At 66.2% G+C, this 16,420-nt stretch carries 19 protein-coding genes and 1 pseudogene; 12 read left to right on the top strand and 8 right to left on the bottom strand.

Translation table 11 applies throughout. The features are described from left to right. Positions 1-16: 16 nt before the first annotated feature. The 4 genes from EJK91_RS07120 to EJK91_RS07105 all read right to left on the bottom strand — a co-directional run bounded on the left by EJK91_RS07120 (position 17) and on the right by EJK91_RS07105 (position 2,719). Positions 17-325, bottom strand: coding sequence for a DUF1490 family protein (locus EJK91_RS07120; RefSeq protein ID WP_276062076.1), 309 nt, complete (start codon positions 323-325; stop codon positions 17-19). A 50-nt stretch (positions 326-375) separates the two neighbouring features. Next, complete coding sequence (gene cmtR, locus EJK91_RS07115) at positions 376-732, bottom strand: Cd(II)/Pb(II)-sensing metalloregulatory transcriptional regulator CmtR (protein ID WP_046285501.1); 357 nt, start codon at positions 730-732, stop codon at positions 376-378. Positions 733-846: 114 nt separating this feature from the next. Further along, entirely contained in the window at positions 847-1,704 is an 858-nt protein-coding gene (locus EJK91_RS07110; RefSeq protein ID WP_046285500.1) for a TniQ family protein, read from the bottom strand. Then, positions 1,694-2,719: an ATP-binding protein gene (locus EJK91_RS07105; RefSeq protein ID WP_046285499.1), complete on the bottom strand. Its 1,026-nt coding sequence runs from the start codon at positions 2,717-2,719 to the stop codon at positions 1,694-1,696. The genes EJK91_RS07110 and EJK91_RS07105 overlap by 11 nt, the downstream gene beginning before the upstream one ends. Positions 2,720-2,854: 135 nt before the next feature. Between EJK91_RS07105 and EJK91_RS07100 the strand changes: the two genes are divergently transcribed. Then, positions 2,855-3,058, top strand: coding sequence for a hypothetical protein (locus tag EJK91_RS07100; RefSeq protein WP_082108346.1), 204 nt, complete (start codon positions 2,855-2,857; stop codon positions 3,056-3,058). Here the strand turns inward: EJK91_RS07100 and EJK91_RS23105 are convergent. Continuing rightward, a complete protein-coding gene (locus EJK91_RS23105) occupies positions 3,029-3,622 on the bottom strand; it encodes a hypothetical protein (protein WP_306341111.1) in 594 nt (197 codons plus the stop codon). The genes EJK91_RS07100 and EJK91_RS23105 overlap by 30 nt on opposite strands. Before the next feature lie 285 nt (positions 3,623-3,907). Then, complete coding sequence (locus EJK91_RS07090; protein ID WP_125078576.1) at positions 3,908-4,435, bottom strand: CGNR zinc finger domain-containing protein; 528 nt, start codon at positions 4,433-4,435, stop codon at positions 3,908-3,910. A gap of 80 nt (positions 4,436-4,515) precedes the next feature. Between EJK91_RS07090 and EJK91_RS07085 the strand changes: the two genes are divergently transcribed. The 9 genes from EJK91_RS07085 (at position 4,516) to EJK91_RS07045 (ending at position 12,664) form a co-directional block, all read left to right on the top strand. After that, a complete protein-coding gene (locus EJK91_RS07085) occupies positions 4,516-5,388 on the top strand; it encodes an alpha/beta fold hydrolase (protein WP_125078575.1) in 873 nt (290 codons plus the stop codon). Between the two features lie 91 nt (positions 5,389-5,479). Further along, the gene (locus tag EJK91_RS07080) at positions 5,480-6,526 is read left to right on the top strand and encodes a zinc-binding alcohol dehydrogenase family protein (protein ID WP_125078574.1); all 1,047 of its coding nucleotides are present in this window, start codon (positions 5,480-5,482) and stop codon (positions 6,524-6,526) included. A 27-nt stretch (positions 6,527-6,553) separates the two neighbouring features. Next, positions 6,554-7,306, top strand: a complete 753-nt coding sequence (locus tag EJK91_RS07075; RefSeq protein WP_024441816.1) for an SDR family oxidoreductase — start codon at positions 6,554-6,556, stop codon at positions 7,304-7,306. A 44-nt stretch (positions 7,307-7,350) separates the two neighbouring features. Further along, positions 7,351-7,767, top strand: coding sequence for a hypothetical protein (locus EJK91_RS07070; protein WP_046300736.1), 417 nt, complete (start codon positions 7,351-7,353; stop codon positions 7,765-7,767). Between the two features lie 55 nt (positions 7,768-7,822). After that, the gene (locus EJK91_RS07065) at positions 7,823-9,502 is read left to right on the top strand and encodes a GMC oxidoreductase (protein ID WP_125078573.1); all 1,680 of its coding nucleotides are present in this window, start codon (positions 7,823-7,825) and stop codon (positions 9,500-9,502) included. A 26-nt stretch (positions 9,503-9,528) separates the two neighbouring features. Further along, positions 9,529-10,017: a MarR family winged helix-turn-helix transcriptional regulator gene (locus EJK91_RS07060; RefSeq protein WP_046300738.1), complete on the top strand. Its 489-nt coding sequence runs from the start codon at positions 9,529-9,531 to the stop codon at positions 10,015-10,017. A gap of 48 nt (positions 10,018-10,065) precedes the next feature. Next, positions 10,066-11,415 carry a cryptochrome/photolyase family protein gene (locus EJK91_RS07055; RefSeq protein ID WP_125078572.1) on the top strand — a complete coding sequence of 450 codons (1,350 nt, stop codon included), beginning with the start codon at positions 10,066-10,068 and terminating at the stop codon, positions 11,413-11,415. 104 nt (positions 11,416-11,519) lie between these two features. Beyond that, a complete protein-coding gene (locus EJK91_RS07050; RefSeq protein ID WP_125078571.1) occupies positions 11,520-12,161 on the top strand; it encodes an SOUL family heme-binding protein in 642 nt (213 codons plus the stop codon). Between the two features lie 14 nt (positions 12,162-12,175). Further along, a complete protein-coding gene (locus EJK91_RS07045; protein ID WP_125078570.1) occupies positions 12,176-12,664 on the top strand; it encodes a TspO/MBR family protein in 489 nt (162 codons plus the stop codon). Between the two features lie 3 nt (positions 12,665-12,667). Here the strand turns inward: EJK91_RS07045 and EJK91_RS07040 are convergent, their stop codons facing one another. Then, complete coding sequence (locus EJK91_RS07040) at positions 12,668-14,029, bottom strand: TIGR01777 family oxidoreductase (RefSeq protein WP_125078569.1); 1,362 nt, start codon at positions 14,027-14,029, stop codon at positions 12,668-12,670. Between the two features lie 173 nt (positions 14,030-14,202). Here EJK91_RS07040 and EJK91_RS07035 point away from each other — a divergent pair, with 173 nt between their 5' ends. Together EJK91_RS07035 and EJK91_RS07030 are read left to right on the top strand one after the other, a co-directional pair. Then, positions 14,203-15,723: an SDR family oxidoreductase gene (locus EJK91_RS07035; protein WP_239651168.1), complete on the top strand. Its 1,521-nt coding sequence runs from the start codon at positions 14,203-14,205 to the stop codon at positions 15,721-15,723. Beyond that, positions 15,720-16,166, top strand: coding sequence for an SRPBCC family protein (locus EJK91_RS07030; protein WP_125078568.1), 447 nt, complete (start codon positions 15,720-15,722; stop codon positions 16,164-16,166). The genes EJK91_RS07035 and EJK91_RS07030 overlap by 4 nt, the downstream gene beginning before the upstream one ends. Before the next feature lie 40 nt (positions 16,167-16,206). Here EJK91_RS07030 and EJK91_RS21710 read toward each other — a convergent pair. After that, positions 16,207-16,420, bottom strand: a pseudogene (locus EJK91_RS21710) (IS3-like element ISAar46 family transposase); the annotation flags it as partial.

Here is a 16,420-nt window from a genome sequence, read left to right as displayed (position 1 = left end):
GGCGACGGCTCGTCACTCAGCAGCAGTCGTCATCGTCGGTCTTGGCGCCAACCGGCGCAGCGGCATCCTCGCCGATGCGTTCGCGGGCCTCGGCGACCACGTCGGCGACTTTCAGCCGGGCCGACTCTGCTGCCACTTCTGCGCGTCGGGTTCCGCGCAGACCCCACTCGGTTGCGGTGACCGCGGCTCGGTGCACCGGAGCGGTTCCCACGGCCTTGCGCAGTATTTCGTAGGCGCTCACCCCGACCAGCCCGGTGAATACCGTCCCGGCCGCTCTAGCCATGAGTCCATGTGAAGCCACTGCTAACCCCTTCTGTTCGTTCATCTCACTGCGATTGAGCTACTGCGATCGTCGAGTTACCCGAGCAATCTCGGTCATCGACCAACGGGTAGCTCGGCTGCTGCCGACATGACGTGCTCGTCGGCACAGGGTTGGTCGGTATCCACCGCGAGAACAACCTGGACCAATTCGCCCAAGGCCCGGGCGAGGTGGCTGTCGGCCAGCGCATAGCGAACCTGCCGACCCTCATAGGTGGCGATGACCAGCCCACAGCCCCGCAAACACGACAGGTGATTGGACACATTCGACCGCGTCAACTCCAGGTGTGCAGCCAGCTGGCCCGGATAGCACACCCCGTCTAGTAGGGCCACCAGAATCCGGCACCGTGTCGGGTCCGCCAGCGCCCGGCCCAGCCGGGCCAGCGCCGATTCCCGCCTCTCACACGTCAGCATGTACCAAACAGTACAGTAGATGCTGATATAACAGCAAGGGCTGAATTGTGTGGTACCGGTTCGCAAGCCCGCCGTCAGCCATGACATCACTCAGCTGGCCCGTCCCTGGAACGCTTATCGGCTGGTCGTGGGGTCCGCGCGATTTGCGTTGTGTGCGCGGCGTACGGCGCTGAGCTGTTGATCGTGGATCCACTGCTCGATGGGTCGGGTGTGGTCACGGCGCTGGGGAAACCGGCGTCCGATGCTGACGTAGACCGCGTCGACTACGCGAGTTCGCGCGGGTGTTGCTGCCACGCTGTTCCAGATCCGGACGCGAGCATCGGCCAGGATGGCGGCCAAGGCGATCAGGTCGGGGTAGGCGGCGATATGCGTGTCAACGTCGTCGGGCGGCAACTCCGAGGGGCTTGTGCTGCGTGCCCACCAGCGGCGGATCCGCGCGGCATCCTTGACTGCGAACCGTGCGGTGCCGTTGTGACGGCGATGCAATCGGGCATGGTGCTGCGCGGCGGCCAGGACGAGGGGTGTGCAGTGCAGGTCGCGTTGATCTTCGAGGGTGTAGGTGCCCGGGCCGATCCATCGGCGGTGGCGGCGGCAGACGGTGGCGTAGTCGGGTAACCAGCAGTAGACAGGCTCGTAGACACCGCGGCGTGCCATGCAGAGCCGGCAGGCGGGCCGCGCGTGGCGGCGTTGGCGGGTGGGGTCGCGGTCGCGGTTGGCCAGCCCGATGAGCCGGGCTTGAAGGGAGGCCACAGGCTGGCTGCTGACGGTTGCCAACCAGTCCGGCCGGGGACGGCAGATCGCAGGGCCGTCGGCCAGGTAGCGCCGCAGCTGCCGGGGTTCCAGGTGGTTAGCGTGCGCGAGGCGATCAAGATAGGACTGCACGGTTTCTGCGCGAAACGGTGTGACGGTTCGCGGTAACGGCGCCGTAGGCCCGATAGGCCACACCGGCCGGATCGACGCCTCAGCTCGCATGGCGTTGCGCCGATGTTTGGGCCGCGTAGTCGATGAGCACGGTGTCCATCAGATCTCGGGTGCCGCTCTCGGTTTCGTCGAGCATGCTGCGGATCGCCGCCGAGCGGATCAGGTGCGCCAGGCTTCCGATCATGCCGCCGGTGCGTTGATGCAGGTACTTGGCCTCGGCGACCAGCGTTCCGGCGTTGTGGCAGTGCAACCGCAGCGTGCCTTCCATCGCGGCCACCAACGACTTCCATTCCCCGGCATACGGGAACGGGCTGGTGTTGATCACCCCGCAACGCCCGGCCAACTGGCGCCCGCGGGTGCCAGTGAACACCCCGGAGAGCTCCACGTCGATGCCCGCGTAAACGAAGGTGGCAGGTAGGTGTTCGGTGAAGTACTTCAGGTGATCGGACAGTTCCTCGCCGGCGCGGGTATCGAGGTTGAGGTTGTGGATCTCGTCGACGATCACGATGTCGGTGCGGGCGTCGATGAGGACCTGGCAGACGGCGTCGGCGATGTCGGTGACATTCATCCGCGGTTGCATCGGCGGAAGGCCCAGAAATCGGGCGAACTCCATCGCGAGTTTGCGCGGCGAGCCTTTCGGCGGCGCGGTCACGTAGACGACCGGGATCCGGGACTTGTCGGCGAATCGTGTCCGGATCCGCAGTTCGTGAAACCGGCCGAGCTGTTTGACCGCGGTGGTCTTCCCGGTCGCGGCCGCCCCGGAAATGATCAGCCCGCGCCGGGCGCCGATCTCGCGTTGGTTGAGCAGGGTCAACAGCCGGCCTTCGTTGGTGATGCGCTGGATCGCCGACGTGGTGACCACAACCAGTTCACTGTGGTGCGCTACACGGGCTTCGTTGTAGCTGGTCCGCTCGGTCTCCGACAGGGCGCTCCACTGCGCATCGGGCAGCAGGGTGAACTCGGGCGGGTCTGCATCAACGAAACGGCGCCAACCCTCCAGCGTGGTGGTGGGTTGGCGCCGGTCCTCGAGTTGGCTCACCGGCGCAAACGTGTTCACAGCCGCCACGATTCAGCCTCCTTGCGTGCATCGAACACCGGAAGTGGAATGACCTGCGCGATCTCGATGTCCTCGCCGTCCTCCCCGCTGCCTGGTGGCTGGACCAAATAGTACAGTCAACGCTGATATAATGGCAGGAGTTGAATCACCCTCCGATGCTCACGAGCCCGGATTCTGGCCGCCTACGGCGGCGTCTTCGTTGCCGGTTCGCCGGCCTGGGGCCGTGCTCCTCGATGGGTTGCGGCCCGGCCACTGGGATGTGATTGGCGCCCTGTCTGCCTGGTCGGCGTTGCCGTGATCGTGTATGCGATGCGGCCACTAACTTTCGGCCGCAACCGCCCGTCGTAGCGCGGCAAATATCAACTCGCGGGTGGGCAGGTCCAACCGACAGAAATCCCCTGTCGGCGGCTGATCGGGACACATCACATCGGTCCCGTCGATCAGCACCGACGGTGACGGAAACGGGCCGACGCGCTCAACGATCGCCGTATCGATCCCGAGTACGGCCAGACAGTCGACCAGCAATTCATGGGCCGCTGCCGCATTTGGGCAGTCTGAGCTGCTCAGAATCTCAACACGCATTCCACGGCCCTCCAACATCCTCGGCAGCGGCACCTCACGTGAGTCACTTTCCGCGACCCGCTGACAGTTGTAGCCCGGGCTCGACACGCCGGGTAGCTCGGCCGTCGCGGGTACGTCGTGGCAGGCGCAGTCCGCGGCGGCGAGCTCGAGGCGGCTCGCCTTCGATCCCGCGGCCGCAAAGTGCGCCGAGACCTCTTCCAAAAAAGGCGATTTCCCTTTCCTGCCGGGCAACGGTCGCCTGCGGCCGCACCAATTCCGCGCGCTCCTGCACCGAACGCTGCTGTCCACGACCGGAATCAGTCCGTTGAGCGTCGACAGCCCCGCCGACACCGCCTGAACCGGACTCCGGGCCGAATGGTCGCAAACTGCCCAGAACACAACGGACCACGCGTTCCCAAATCGACGCGATCACGTTTCCACGGCTTCGCGCCTACCACTGTCTACCAGGAGCTCGAACTTTTTAGACACGTCCCCGGGGGCGGGGGACCTGGAAAGCGGTCGGTGTAGAGAACCCGCGGGGCCGTCCCATGGTAGTCCGCGATCCCGCCGCCGCGGCATTTGGGCTCGCGGCGACGCGAACGCGTCCCCCGTGCGCGAGTGGGCGCGTCGGGCGCTTCAGTCGCTGGTCGAGGCCTTGCTTCGCTGGTAGTGGCGGCGTGCCTTCATCCGGTTGCCGCAGATGGCCATCGAGCACCAGCGGGCCGTGTTGGGTTTGCTGCGATCAATCAGGAACAGCTGGCAGTCGGTATTGGCGCAGGGCCGCAGTCGCCCCGGGCTGGAGATTCGCAAAGCGTCCCAGGCGAGGATGGCGCGCGCCGCGGCCGTCGACGTCTCGCCCGTGTCCAGGGTCCAGGTGATGCCGTGGTCGCTGACTGTCGCCGAGAGTCCGACGCCACCGAGGAACGGCTGCAAGGCCTGCGGTGTCCGGTCGCCACGCACGATGTCTTGCAACGCATCCCGGACTTCGCGGAGCTCCTCGAGGAGGTGTCGGTTTGCCGGGCCGAGGTCGCGGGAACTCAACCACGCCGGTGCCGTCACCGGGTCCGCGAGTTCATCGCGTGCCACGCCGTCGATGACGGGGGTGGAGTTGAGCAGGTCCAAGAGCAGCGCCTCGTCGCTGCGTCCGGCCACCACGATATCCATATAACCTCCAAAAATCTATTGACAGGTTACAGTACGGGTGCTTGACTCCTAACTATCAAAAATGATTTAAGGAGTTAGATATGGTTCCTACGGCCAGCTTCCACCACGCCACCGTCGACGGGCACCGGTTGTTCTACCGCGAAGCCGGACGCAGCGATGCGCCCGCCGTCGTGCTGCTGCACGGTTTTCCGACCAGCTCTTACATGTTTCGAGACCTCATCACCCGCCTGGCGGACGACTACCACGTGATCGCCCCGGACTACCTCGGCTTCGGCTACTCGGACATGCCGCTGGCGAGCGAGTTCGACTACACCTTCGACAATCTCGCGGACCTCACGCAGGCGCTGCTGGACCAGTTGGGGTTGGACCGCTACGCGATCTATGTCCAGGACTACGGGGCCCCGATCGGCTGGCGGCTGGCGCTGAACCGCCCCGACTCCATCACCGCGATAGTCACGCAGAACGGCAACGGTTATGACGAGGGCTTTGTCGAAGGCTTCTGGAAAACCGTCTGGGACTACCAGCGTGAGCAGACGCCCGAGACCGAGGCGGCCATCCGGACGGCGCTGGATGCCGAGTCGATCAGATGGCAGTACCTGACCGGCGCCCCGGATGAGTCCTTGGTCAGCCCGGACACCTGGACATTGGATGCCGCGCTACTGGCTCGCCCGGGTAATGACGAAATCCAACTCAAATTGTTCCGGGACTACGCCACAAATCCGCCGATGTATCCCGCTCTGCACGAGTACCTGCGCACCAGTGGAGTTCCGGTGCTGGCGGTCTGGGGTCAAGGGGACCCGATCTTCGGCCCTGAGGGTGCCCGAGCATTCGGCCGCGACGCCAGCGACCCGGAGATCCATCTGCTCGACGGCGGCCACTTCCTGCTGGAGACCGCTGCCGACGAGGTTGCCGCCCTGATCAAGGGCTTCTTGGTCCGGGTCGGCGGGCAGTAGCCGTCATGGCCGACGCGGACCGACCTGCGGAAACTGGCGCAGATCTTCGAAAAATAGCACGCACCAACGATCTTCATAGGAGACGAGACGTATGTCCACCACACCGACACCAGCCATTCCGACCGAACCCGCGGTGGTGCGAGAAGCCGCGGGCGGCCCCACCATGCGGGCCATCGTTCTCGACGGCTTCGGCGATCTGGATGTCTTGACCTACACCGACATCCCCAAGCCACTGCCGAAACATGGCGAGGTGGTGATCAGGGTCAAGGGATTCGGCATCAACCACGCCGAGATGCACATGCGCCGCGGCGAGTGGGCCGAGGCCGCCGAAGTCAGTGGTATCGAATGCGTGGGCATCGCCGATGCCTGCCCGGGAGGTGAGTTCCGGGTTGGTGCCAAAGTTGCGGCGTTGATGGGCGGGCTGGGCCGGACCATCAACGGCAGCTACGCCCAGTTCACTCGGGTGCGCGCTGAGAACGTCGCCCTGATAGAGGCGGATCTTCCGTGGGATCAGCTGGCCGCGCTGCCGGAAACCTATGCCACCGCATGGACCTGTCTGTTTCGCAACCTCAATCTGACCGCCGGTCAGACCGTCGTGATCCGTGGGGCGACATCGTCTTTCGGCCAGGCGGCCGCAAAACTGGCGGTGGAGGCCGGTGCTCGGGTGATCGCCACCACGCGCAACCGTGACCGGTTCGGCATGCTGTCTTCCCTCGGCGTCGAACGCGCCGAACTCGAGATCCCCGATCTGAGTGCACACATAACCGAGGCCAAGCGCATCGACGCCATTCTCGACCTCGTGGGCAACAGTACGATCCTCGACTCCTTGAACATGCTGCGCCGGGGCGGTACGGCGTGCTTGGCCGGCTGGCTCGGCGGGCTGGATCCGATCGCTGACTTCAACCCGTTGCTGCAGATGGCCAGCGGTGTCAACCTCAGCTTCTTCGGAAGCTTTGTGTTCGGCACTCGCGGCTTTGCGTTATCGGATGTGCCGCTTCAGGACATCGCCGACAAAGTGCGCGATGGTCGCCTGAAAGCCGCGCCCTCGCGGGTCTTCCGCTTCGATCAGATCCGCGAAGCGCATCGCGTCATGGAAGCAGGGGAGGCTCAGGGCAAAATGGTGGTCTTGGTCGACTGACGTCCAGCCACGTGGAAGGGTGCACCCATGAAGATCGCGGTTGCCGGCGGTACCGGCAAGACCGGACGCAAGGTCGTCGAGCATCTCGACAGCCAGGGGCACCACCCGGTGATCCTCGCCCGCGCACACGGGGTCGACCTCCTGGAAAACGCCGGAATCGATGCCGCGCTCGACGGTGTCGAGGCCATCATCGATGTCGTCGACTTCGCGACCATGAACGCCAAGAAGGCGCGGGCGTCCTTCGGAACCGCGACCGAGAATCTGCTGGCCGCCGCGCAGCGCAACGGAGTCCGCCACCACGTCGCGTTGTCGATCGTCGGCGTGGACCGGGTGCCCAGTGGCTACTACCAGGGCAAGCTGCACCAGGAGGAAGTGATCCGGGCCGGTGCCGTCCCGTGGACGATCCTGCGTGCCACCCAGTTTCACGAGTTCGCCGACCAGATCCTGGGGCAGGTGCCCGGCCCGATCGCGGTGATACCGGCCATGCGCTGCCAGCCGATAGCCGTCAGCGAAGTCGCCGCGCATCTGTGCACCCTGGCCGTCGGTGAGCCCCAGCAGATGGCGCCCGAACTCGCGGGCCCCCAGGTGGAGTCGATGGTCGACATGGCTCGGCAGTTGCTGCGCCGCCTCAGGCAGCGCCGACCGGTGATCCCCCTGCGGCTGCCCGGCGCGGTCGGAAAGGCCATGGCCGGCGGCGCGCTGCTGCCCGCGCACCCGGGCCCGCGAGGCCAGCAGACCTTCGCCGAGTGGCTGGACGCCCACGTTCCGGCTGTTCGGTGAGCCGCATGTCGTCACACAATCGCCCGGTGCGTCGTCAATGGGGTATGAACCTCACCGCGCATCGCCTCTGTCTGATCGTGTTGACCATCTTCGGGCTCAGCCTCGGGCTGTGGGCGTATTTTGCCCCGCTGCACTGGTACACGACGTTTCCCGGAATGGGCATGACCTGGCTGCCGGTACTGGGCCCTTATAACGAGCACCTCGTCAAGGACGTCGGCGGCATGTTTTCGGGGTTGGGCGTGCTCAGCGCGCTGGCCGTGTACTACCTGCGCAACCGCGCCGTCGTCGTCATCACGGGGGTCAGCTGGTCGACGTTCAACCTGCTGCACCTGATTTATCACCTCGGCATGCTGCACATGTACGGGCCGCGGGACGCGGTGCTGAACGCGGTCGGCCTGAGCCTGCTCCTGGTGGTATCGCTTGCGCTGCTTATACCCACACGCACGTCCGCAGCGGGATAGATTCCGGTGTCGTGATGTGCCCCGCCCGCTCCGGGCGACAGCTCCGAGGACCTGCATGACAAATGACTACGACGTCGTGGTGATCGGCTCCGGGTTCGGGGGCAGCGTGTCCGCTCTGCGCCTGACGGAGAAGGGCTACCGGGTCGGCGTACTGGACATGGGGCGTCGCTGGCAACCCGCCGATTTCCCGCCCAACAACTGGCACGTCCGCAAGGCCATGTGGGCGCCGAAACTGGGCTGCTTCGGTCCGCAGCGGCTGACGGTGCTGGGCAAGACGTTCATCGCCAGCGCCGTCGGGGTCGGCGGCGGCTCGTTGATCTACGGCAACACCCTTTACGAGCCGTTGGAACGGTTCTTCGATGATCCGCAGTGGGCGCACATCACCGACTGGAGAGATGAGCTCGCGCCGTACTACGACCAGGCTCGACGGATGCTGGGAGTGACGCCCACCCCGCACACCACCCCCGCCGACGAGGTCTTGCTGGCGGTGGCCCGAGATCTGGGTGTCGAAGACACCTACCACCCTACCAACGTCGGAGTCTTTTTCGGCGACGAGCCCGGCACGACGGTTCCGGATCCGTTCTTCGGCGGGGCCGGCCCCGAGCGCTCCGGCTGCATCGGTTGCGCGCAGTGCTTCACCGGGTGCCCGCACAACGCGAAGAACACCACCGAGACCAACTACCTGTACCTGGCCGAGCGTGCCGGCGCCCAGATTCATCCGATGACGATGGTCACCGATGTGCGGCCCGACGGTGCCGGGGGTTATGTGGTCAGCACGGTGCGCACCGGCCGGTGGGTGCGCAAGCGCAAGCGGGACTTCACCACGGGTCAGGTGGTGTTCGCCGCGGCCTCGCTGGGCACCCAGCGGCTGCTGCACAAGCTGCGCGACACCGGATCACTGCCGCACCTCTCGGACCGCCTGGGCGAGCTGACCCGCACCAATTCCGAAGAGGTGCCGGTGGTGTTCGCGCCCGATCGTGACGACTTCGCCCAAGGCGTGGCGATCACCTCCTCAATCCACCCGGAGGCCAACACCCATATCGAGGTGTGTCGCTACGGCAAGGGCTCGAACCTGCTGTCGATGATGGGCACCCATCTGATCGACGGGGGGCCGTGGCGTTTCGCGCGACTCATGCTGACCATCGCACGCCATCCGGCGATGATGCTGCACAGTATGTTCCCGCGCAACGCCTCGGCGCACTCGATCATCGTGCTGGTGATGCAGTCGCTGGACAACTCGCTGACCACCTACCGTAAAAGAGGCCTCTTCGGCACCCGGATGACGGCGAAACAGGGTGTGGGCGAACCTAATCCGGACTGGATCCCGATCGCCCACGACGTGGCGCGCCGGATGGCCGACAAGGTCGGCGGGATGGCCGGCGGTACCTACCTGGACGCGCTTAACATCCCGTTGACGGCGCACTTCATCGGCGGCTGCCCCATCGGTGACTCGGCGCAGACCGGCGTCATCGATCCCTATCAGCGGGTCTTTGGGCACCCCGGTCTGCACGTTGCCGACGGGTCGGCGATCACCGCCAATCTGGGTGTGAACCCCTCGTTCACCATCACCGCGCAGGCCGAACGGGCGATGGCTCTGTGGCCCAACAACGGCGAGCCGGACCCCCGCGTGCCGCTGGGCCAGCCGTACCGACGCATCGCACCGGTTCGGCCTGTGCGGCCGGCCGTGCCCGAGAGTGCACCCGGCGCGTTACGGCTGCCGCTGTTCCCAGCCTGATCGCAGCGATAGTGTTGTCAACCGTCATGAAACCGGATGATGATGCTGGTGCCCGAACCGCGCTGGAGTCGCTGATATCTGCCGATATGCGGCAGCTCGCCGCCCAATCCGAACAGATCGGCCAGCGGTTCGCCGGTACCAACAACGTTCGTCAGACCGATTTCCGCGCCCTGCTGCACATCATGGTTGCTGAGACAGCCGGGTCCCCAATCAGTCCCAGTGAGCTGCGGCAACGCATGGGACTTTCGGGTGCGGCCATCACCTATCTGGTCGATCGTCTCATCGAGTCCGGTCATGTGCGGCGCGAAGCTCACGCCTCGGATCGACGTAAGGTCACGCTGCGGTACTCCGAACTCGGCTTGGCCACCGCCAGAGCGTTTTTCACGCCGCTGCAAGGTCACATGCACCGCGCGCTGTCCGAGTTCTCCGACGCCGAACTGCAGACTGCGCATCGGGTTGTCGCTGCCGTGACCGCAGCGATGCGACAGTTCGATTCCGAACTGGGGACCCCGTGAGCCCGTGCCGGCAGGCCCGCACCGTGGACCTGCGGGCCGGTTAGTCCGATGCCGGTCCTGCTGTGGTACCGCCGCGATCTGCGGGTCGGCGACCTGCCGGCACTGTCGGCCGCGCTGGCCGAGGACCCCGAGGTGCTGGCCTGCTTCGTGCTGGACCCGCAGCTGGAGGCCTCGGCTGGGCAACGCCGCCTGCAGTTCCTGGGCCAGTCTCTGGGCAGCCTGCGCGATGACCTGGACGGCCGGCTGCTGATCACGCGCGGGCCTCCCGATGAACGGATCCCGCGGATCGCCGCCGAGATCGGTGCGTCGGCGGTGCATGTGTCAACCGATTTCGCCCCGTTCGGGCGCCGGCGTGACGCGCGGGTGCGCGCTGCGCTCGGTGACATACCGCTGGTGGCCACCGGCTCGCCCTACTTGGCCTCGCCCGGGCGAGTCGTCAAAGACGACGGGACTCCCTACCGGGTTTTCACCCCGTTCTTTCGGCGGTGGCGTGAGCACGGCTGGCGGCGTCCGGCGAACTCCCGACCTGACTCGGCGCACCTGATCGACCCTCTCGACCTGCCCGGCGAGTCCGCGCAACGCGTGGACATCCCTGACTTCGGTGGTCGATGCGAGTTCCCTGCCGGGGAGGCCGCAGCGTCAGACCACTGGCAGGCGTTCGTCAGCAGCGGGCTGGAGCGCTACGAGCACGACCGCGACCGGCCCGACCGGGACGGGGGAAGCCGGATGTCGGTCTACCTGAAATTCGGCAACATCCACCCCCGGACCATGGCTGCCGATCTCGACCTCCACAGGCCCGGGGACTCCGCGTACCTTCGCCAGCTTGCGTTCCGGGACTTCTATGCCTCGGTGCTGCACTTCTGGCCGCGCAGCTCCTGGGCCAACTGGAATCATGAGTTCGACTCCATCCAGGTCGATACCGATGTCGAGGCGCGCCGTCGGTTCGAGCGTTGGACGGCAGGCGAAACCGGCTTTCCCATCGTCGATGCGGGCATGCGGGAACTGCGCGCGACCGGCTTCATGCACAACCGGGTGCGCATGATCGCGGCATCATTCCTGGTCAAGGACCTGCATCTGCCCTGGCAGTGGGGCGCCCGCTGGTTCCTGGATCAGCTGATTGACGGCGACATGGCCAACAACCAACACGGCTGGCAGTGGTGTGCGGGGTGCGGCACCGACGCGGCCCCCTACTTTCGGGTGTTCAATCCGACCTTGCAGGGCCGCAAATTCGACCCCGACGGTGACTACGTGCGCCGTTGGGTTCCAGAGCTGGCAGAACTAGCCGACGCCCATCTGGTCCGGGCGTCACCGCCCCCGGGGTACCCCCAGCCCATGGTGGACCACGGTCGCGAGCGGGCCGAGGCGCTGCGCCGCTACCAAGACCTTAGTGATTCATAAATTGAATGGTTCAATTATTGAATAGATGAGGGCTATCGAGCTACAGTCGGTGGTCGACCGGCAGCACGGGGCCGGGCGACAAACGGCAGGAGCGGAGGGCGAACATGAGTGGAATCCTCTCGGCGGCAGGCGCCGCGCTGCAGGCCGTCGGGTCGGTGGTCGGTGTCCGCAACGGAACCGAGGAACCTCCTTTCACGGTGGAGCAACGAACCCGCGATGTGGAGATTCGCCGCTACGCGGAGCGTGTCGCGGCGGAAACCGTCGTCACCGGTGATGAGGAGGCGGCACGCAGCACCGGATTTCGACGCCTGGCCGGCTACATCTTCGGCGGCAATCACTCGCGTACCAAGATTGCGATGACTGCTCCCGTCGCGCAGGACCCCGCTGCTCCGGAGGGGGAGCAGATCTCGATGACCGCCCCCGTCGCCCAGCAACCCGGCGCCCCGGGCCAATGGGTGATCCGCTTCTTCATGCCGACCGGCGTCGGACTGGAATCGTTGCCGGAGCCGGACAACGCTGCGGTGCAATTGGTGCGCGTGCCCGCGGAAACCGTGGCGGTGCATGCCTTCTCCGGTGATCGTTCTCGGCGTGCGGTTGAAGCGCACACCGCCACGCTGCTCAATGCCCTGAAAGACATGCAGTGTGAGCCGGCCGGCGTACCTCAGGCGTGGTTCTACGACCCGCCATGGACACTTCCGATGTTTCGTCGCAACGAGATTGCGGTACCTGTCACCAAGAATCACTGAGCCGAAGGAGTCACGTGCGCATCTCCACCCTGCTGGGCGCCGGCGCCGCAGTCACCGCGGCCTCTGTCACGGGAAGCATCGCTACCGCCCCCGCAGTGCAATCGGACTGGTATGCAGAGCTCGCGAAGCCCGCGTATCAGCCACCACGACAAGCCTTTCCGATAGTGTGGCCGGCGCTTTACGCCGACATCGCCGCGGTCTCGGCGGCCACCATCGACGAACTCAACGACCGTGGAAAGGTCGCGCAACGCCGCTCCTACGTGGCGGCGCTGGTGCTTAACCTCGTCCTCAACGCGGGCTGGTCATGGCTGTTCTTCAACCGCCGCCGTCTCGGACCGGCAACTGCGGTCAGTGCGGCGCTTGCGGCCAGCAGTGCCGATCTGGCGCGCCGCGCCGTCGCCGTTCGGGGTGTGCGGGCCGTCCCTCTGGTGCTGTATCCGCTGTGGGTGACCTTTGCCACGGTGTTGTGCGGGCACATCGCGGTACTCAATCGCCGCCGGTGAGAGTCACTGCGGGCCGGTACGTCCCAAGAGGTGCCGCAGCAGGGGTTCGAGTTCGGGCATGCGGAATTGGTGATGGGCATCGTTGAGGCGTCCGGGCAGCGCCCGCTGGCTGGCGCAAGCGAGTTCGCGAGCGCCTTGAGCGCCTAGAAGTAATCGCGGGCCCAGGCCGGGTACCGGCAGGGCGGTCGGCCGGTGTAGCACGCGGCCCAGCGCCTTGGTGTAGTCGATGTTGCGCACGGGATTCGGTGCGACCGCGTTCACCGGGCCGCTAAGTCCGGTGTCCCACAGGGCGCGGTGATAGATGTCGATCAGGTCGTCGATGCCGATCCACGGCAGCCATTGCCGGCCGTTGCCGAGCCGGCCGCCGAGTCCAGCTGCAAACAAGGGGCGCATCAAACGCAACGTTCCACCGCGTGGCGATTGCACGATGCCCGTGCGAACGCGCACCACGCGGGCCCCGCCTTGCTCTGCCGGCGTGAGGGCGTCCTCCCAGTCGGCCACGACATCAGCCAGAAACCCCTCGCCGCGTTCGGCGTCCTCGGTCAGCACGTCATCGCCGCGGTCGTAACCGTAATAGCCGACGGCCGATGCACAGATCAGCACGCGCGGTCCCCCGGTGGTGCCGGCGACCAACTCGGCGAGTCGCCGCGTGGGCTCGATTCTGCTGTCCCGGATCTGGCGGCGGTGCTCGGCGGTGAACCGTCCGGCGATGGAAGCGCCGGCCAGGTGAATCACGGCGTCGACTCCGCTCAACAGATCACGGTCGGGCTGGTCAGGATTCCACTGCCGCTCATCGGGATTGCCGGCAGCGTGGCGAACCAGGCGAATCACCCGGTGACCGCCGGTGCTCAAGAACGCCGCCAAAGCCGAACCCGCCAGTCCCGTCGAGCCGCTGATCGCCACGGTGAGGGGCGTCAGGCCCGCCTGCGCGGCACGGCGATGCGCTGCCAGGTCGTCGGCGAGCTGGCGATGCCGGTAGACGAACATCGGCCGCAGCAACGCCCCGGGGATGGGGGTGTCGACGTGGTCGATAACCCGTGTCCGCCCGTCGCCCAGATCCTCGAACTCGTGGGTATGAGTCCAGCTGAGGGTGGCCCGGGTGGGCAGCGATGCCAGGCCGTGTCCGCCGAGCTCATCGACGAATCGCGCGGGCGGATCGTAGCCGTCGGGCTGGTGCTCGGCGACCCACCGAAGTCCGCCGGGAAGAGCCAGTACGGCCGTCCCGCCGCGCAGTGAATCCGCCTCGCTGACCAGATGCATCGGCTGCCACGGCGGACTCAGCCGGGTGAAGGCACCCGGCCTCTCATGCCATGCGAAGACATCCGCACGCGGCGCGGCAACTGTGCTGGAGAAGTCCACACTCATGCCTCGACGCTACTGGCAGAAGCCGGTTACGCAATCGCTGTCGGCGAGCCTCCCGCCGAACCCGACCACGGCGTCCGCGGTTCCGAATCACCACTATGAGGCGTCACCCGAAAAGGCCGGCAGACTCGATCGCGCACACCACGCTCGGCGGATCAGTGGTTCGGGTGGGCCGCGTGACGGAGCCGGATCGCGGAGATCAGCCATTGAACGTATTGGTGACCGGGGCCACCGGCTACATCGGAGGCAGGCTGGCCCCCCGCCTGGTCGAAGCCGGCCACCGGGTGCGGGTGTTGGCCCGTAACCCCAACAAGATCAGCGATGTCCCGTGGGCCGCGGCCGTCGATGTGGTTCGCGGCGACCTCACCGAACCGGACTGCCTGGACGAAGCCTGCCGCGACATCGACGTCGTCTACTACCTGGTGCACTCGATGGGCAACCCGGGAGAATTCATCGAGTCGGAGCGGCAGTGCGCGCAGAATCTCGCTGCCGCGGCCCAACGAGCCGGGGTGGGGCGCATCGTCTACCTCGGCGGCCTGCATGCGGAATCGGACCGGTTGTCCACGCATCTGCGGTCCCGCAGCCAGGTCGGCGAGATCCTGCTCAACTGCGGGGTGCCGACCCTGGTACTGCAGGCCGGGGTGGTGATCGGTTCCGGCTCGGCGTCCTTCGAGATGATTCGGCACCTGACCAATCGGCTGCCGGTGATGACCACACCGCGCTGGGTCAACAACCGCATCCAGCCCATCGCGATCCGCGATGTCCTCTACTACCTGCTGGCCGCCGCGACCATGCCATTGGCGCGCAGTCGCTCCTATGACATCGGTGGGCCCGACGTCTTGCGCTACGGCGAGATGATGCAGATCTATGCCCACGTCGCCGGACTGACCCGACGCAGAATTCTTGTCCTCCCGGTCCTCACACCGAAACTGGCCGGACTGTGGATCGGACTGGTGACTCCTGTCCCGCCCCGGATCGGCCGTGCCCTGATCGAGTCCTTGAGCACCGACGCGATCGCGTCCGAGCGCGACATCGATGCGGTGATCGCGCCGCCCTCCGGCGGCAAGACCCGCTACCGGGACGCCGTCGCGCTCGCACTGCGCCGCATCGACAGCGGTGACGTGGAAACGACCTGGGCCGATGCATCTGCGACCGGCGCCCCCGCTGACAGTTTGCCTTCGGATCCCAGTTGGGCTGGGGAAGTGGTCTACACCGACGACCGCAGCGTCGAATGCAACGCCACTGTCGAGCAGTTGTGGCAGGTCGTCGAAGGTGTGGGTGGCGAGAACGGCTGGTACTCCTTCCCGCTCGCCTGGACGATCCGGGGCTGGCTGGACCGACTCACCGGGGGAGTCGGGCTGGCTCGGGGCCGCCGCAACCGACACGTGCTGCACACCGGTGACGCGCTCGACTTCTGGCGAGTCGAAAAGATAGAGCGTCCGCACCTGCTGCGGCTCCGCGCCGAGATGCGGACCCCCGGCGGCGCCTGGCTCGAATGGCGCCTCGAGGCGTGCGGTGAGCACACCACGAAGTTGCACCAGCGCGCGATCTTCTTCCCCAAAGGCCTTGCCGGACAGCTCTACTGGTATTCACTTCTGCCGTTTCACGGCATCATATTCACCGGCATGGCCAACAATATCGCCGTTGCCGCGGGCCGCGTACCACGAATTCCGCGCGCGGGGAGGGATGGCGCATGATCACCATGCAGCGTGAGGTGCGCAGTGACGTGGCACCAGATGCGGTGTTTGCCTATCTGGCCGACTTCACCACCACGCAGCGGTGGGACCCGGGAACCATACGGACGGTGCGGTTCTCAGGCGATGGCGGGGTGGGAACCCGCTACCGGAACACATCCCGGTTCGCCGGACGGGTGAGCTCCATCGACTACGTCGTCACGGCGCTGCGACCGGGTCGCTCGATCGACCTGCGTGGAGAGAACGACTCCGTGATCGTCTGCGACACCATCACGGTCGCCGCGCAGCCGTCCGGCTGCCTGATCACCTATCGGGTGAGATTCGCCTTTCAGGGCTGGCTGAAGTGGATCGAGCCACTGCTGCGTCCAGCCGTTACCCGGTTGCTCGACGACGGCGTACGCGGACTTCAAGGGGAGTTGCGGCGCCTCGGCGATCGGGGGATCTGAGCGTGCCGGAATTTGTCAAGGCGTTTGAGTCCATCAGGTGTTAGGCGGCTGTTGTGTCGGCCTCCTGGGCTGGCTGGTTGATCCAGACGGTGTCGGGCAGGTCGAGGATCTTCGGCGCACGGTTGGTACCGAAGCGGTGCGGGTGTCGGATACGGGCGTCGGCGAGCACGGCTCGCCGGTCGGCAGCCTTGTCGGCGGCCAGCCCGAAGTGCACGTCGGCAGGCGTGTGTAGCCCGATCCCGGTATGACGATGC

Source organism: Mycobacterium sp. P7213 (genome assembly GCF_900604305.1).
Lineage (GTDB): Bacteria > Actinomycetota > Actinomycetes > Mycobacteriales > Mycobacteriaceae > Mycobacterium.
The sequence above is the reverse complement of the archived record's forward strand: the minus strand, read 5'-3'. Positions and strand labels throughout refer to the sequence as shown.

Bases quoted from the DNA above. Each gene is read 5' to 3' on its own strand.
- EJK91_RS07120 (WP_276062076.1), bottom strand. From the start codon at position 325: ATGAACGAACAGAAGGGGTTAGCAGTGGCTTCACATGGACTCATGGCT.
- cmtR (WP_046285501.1), bottom strand. From the start codon at position 732: ATGCTGACGTGTGAGAGGCGGGAATCGGCGCTGGCCCGGCTGGGCCGG.
- EJK91_RS07110 (WP_046285500.1), bottom strand. From the start codon at position 1,704: ATGCGAGCTGAGGCGTCGATCCGGCCGGTGTGGCCTATCGGGCCTACG.
- EJK91_RS07090 (WP_125078576.1), bottom strand. From the start codon at position 4,435: ATGGATATCGTGGTGGCCGGACGCAGCGACGAGGCGCTGCTCTTGGAC.
- EJK91_RS07085 (WP_125078575.1), top strand. From the start codon at position 4,516: ATGGTTCCTACGGCCAGCTTCCACCACGCCACCGTCGACGGGCACCGG.
- EJK91_RS07080 (WP_125078574.1), top strand. From the start codon at position 5,480: ATGTCCACCACACCGACACCAGCCATTCCGACCGAACCCGCGGTGGTG.
- EJK91_RS07075 (WP_024441816.1), top strand. From the start codon at position 6,554: ATGAAGATCGCGGTTGCCGGCGGTACCGGCAAGACCGGACGCAAGGTC.
- EJK91_RS07070 (WP_046300736.1), top strand. From the start codon at position 7,351: ATGAACCTCACCGCGCATCGCCTCTGTCTGATCGTGTTGACCATCTTC.
- EJK91_RS07065 (WP_125078573.1), top strand. From the start codon at position 7,823: ATGACAAATGACTACGACGTCGTGGTGATCGGCTCCGGGTTCGGGGGC.
- EJK91_RS07060 (WP_046300738.1), top strand. From the start codon at position 9,529: ATGAAACCGGATGATGATGCTGGTGCCCGAACCGCGCTGGAGTCGCTG.
- EJK91_RS07055 (WP_125078572.1), top strand. From the start codon at position 10,066: ATGCCGGTCCTGCTGTGGTACCGCCGCGATCTGCGGGTCGGCGACCTG.
- EJK91_RS07050 (WP_125078571.1), top strand. From the start codon at position 11,520: ATGAGTGGAATCCTCTCGGCGGCAGGCGCCGCGCTGCAGGCCGTCGGG.
- EJK91_RS07040 (WP_125078569.1), bottom strand. From the start codon at position 14,029: ATGAGTGTGGACTTCTCCAGCACAGTTGCCGCGCCGCGTGCGGATGTC.
- EJK91_RS07030 (WP_125078568.1), top strand. From the start codon at position 15,720: ATGATCACCATGCAGCGTGAGGTGCGCAGTGACGTGGCACCAGATGCG.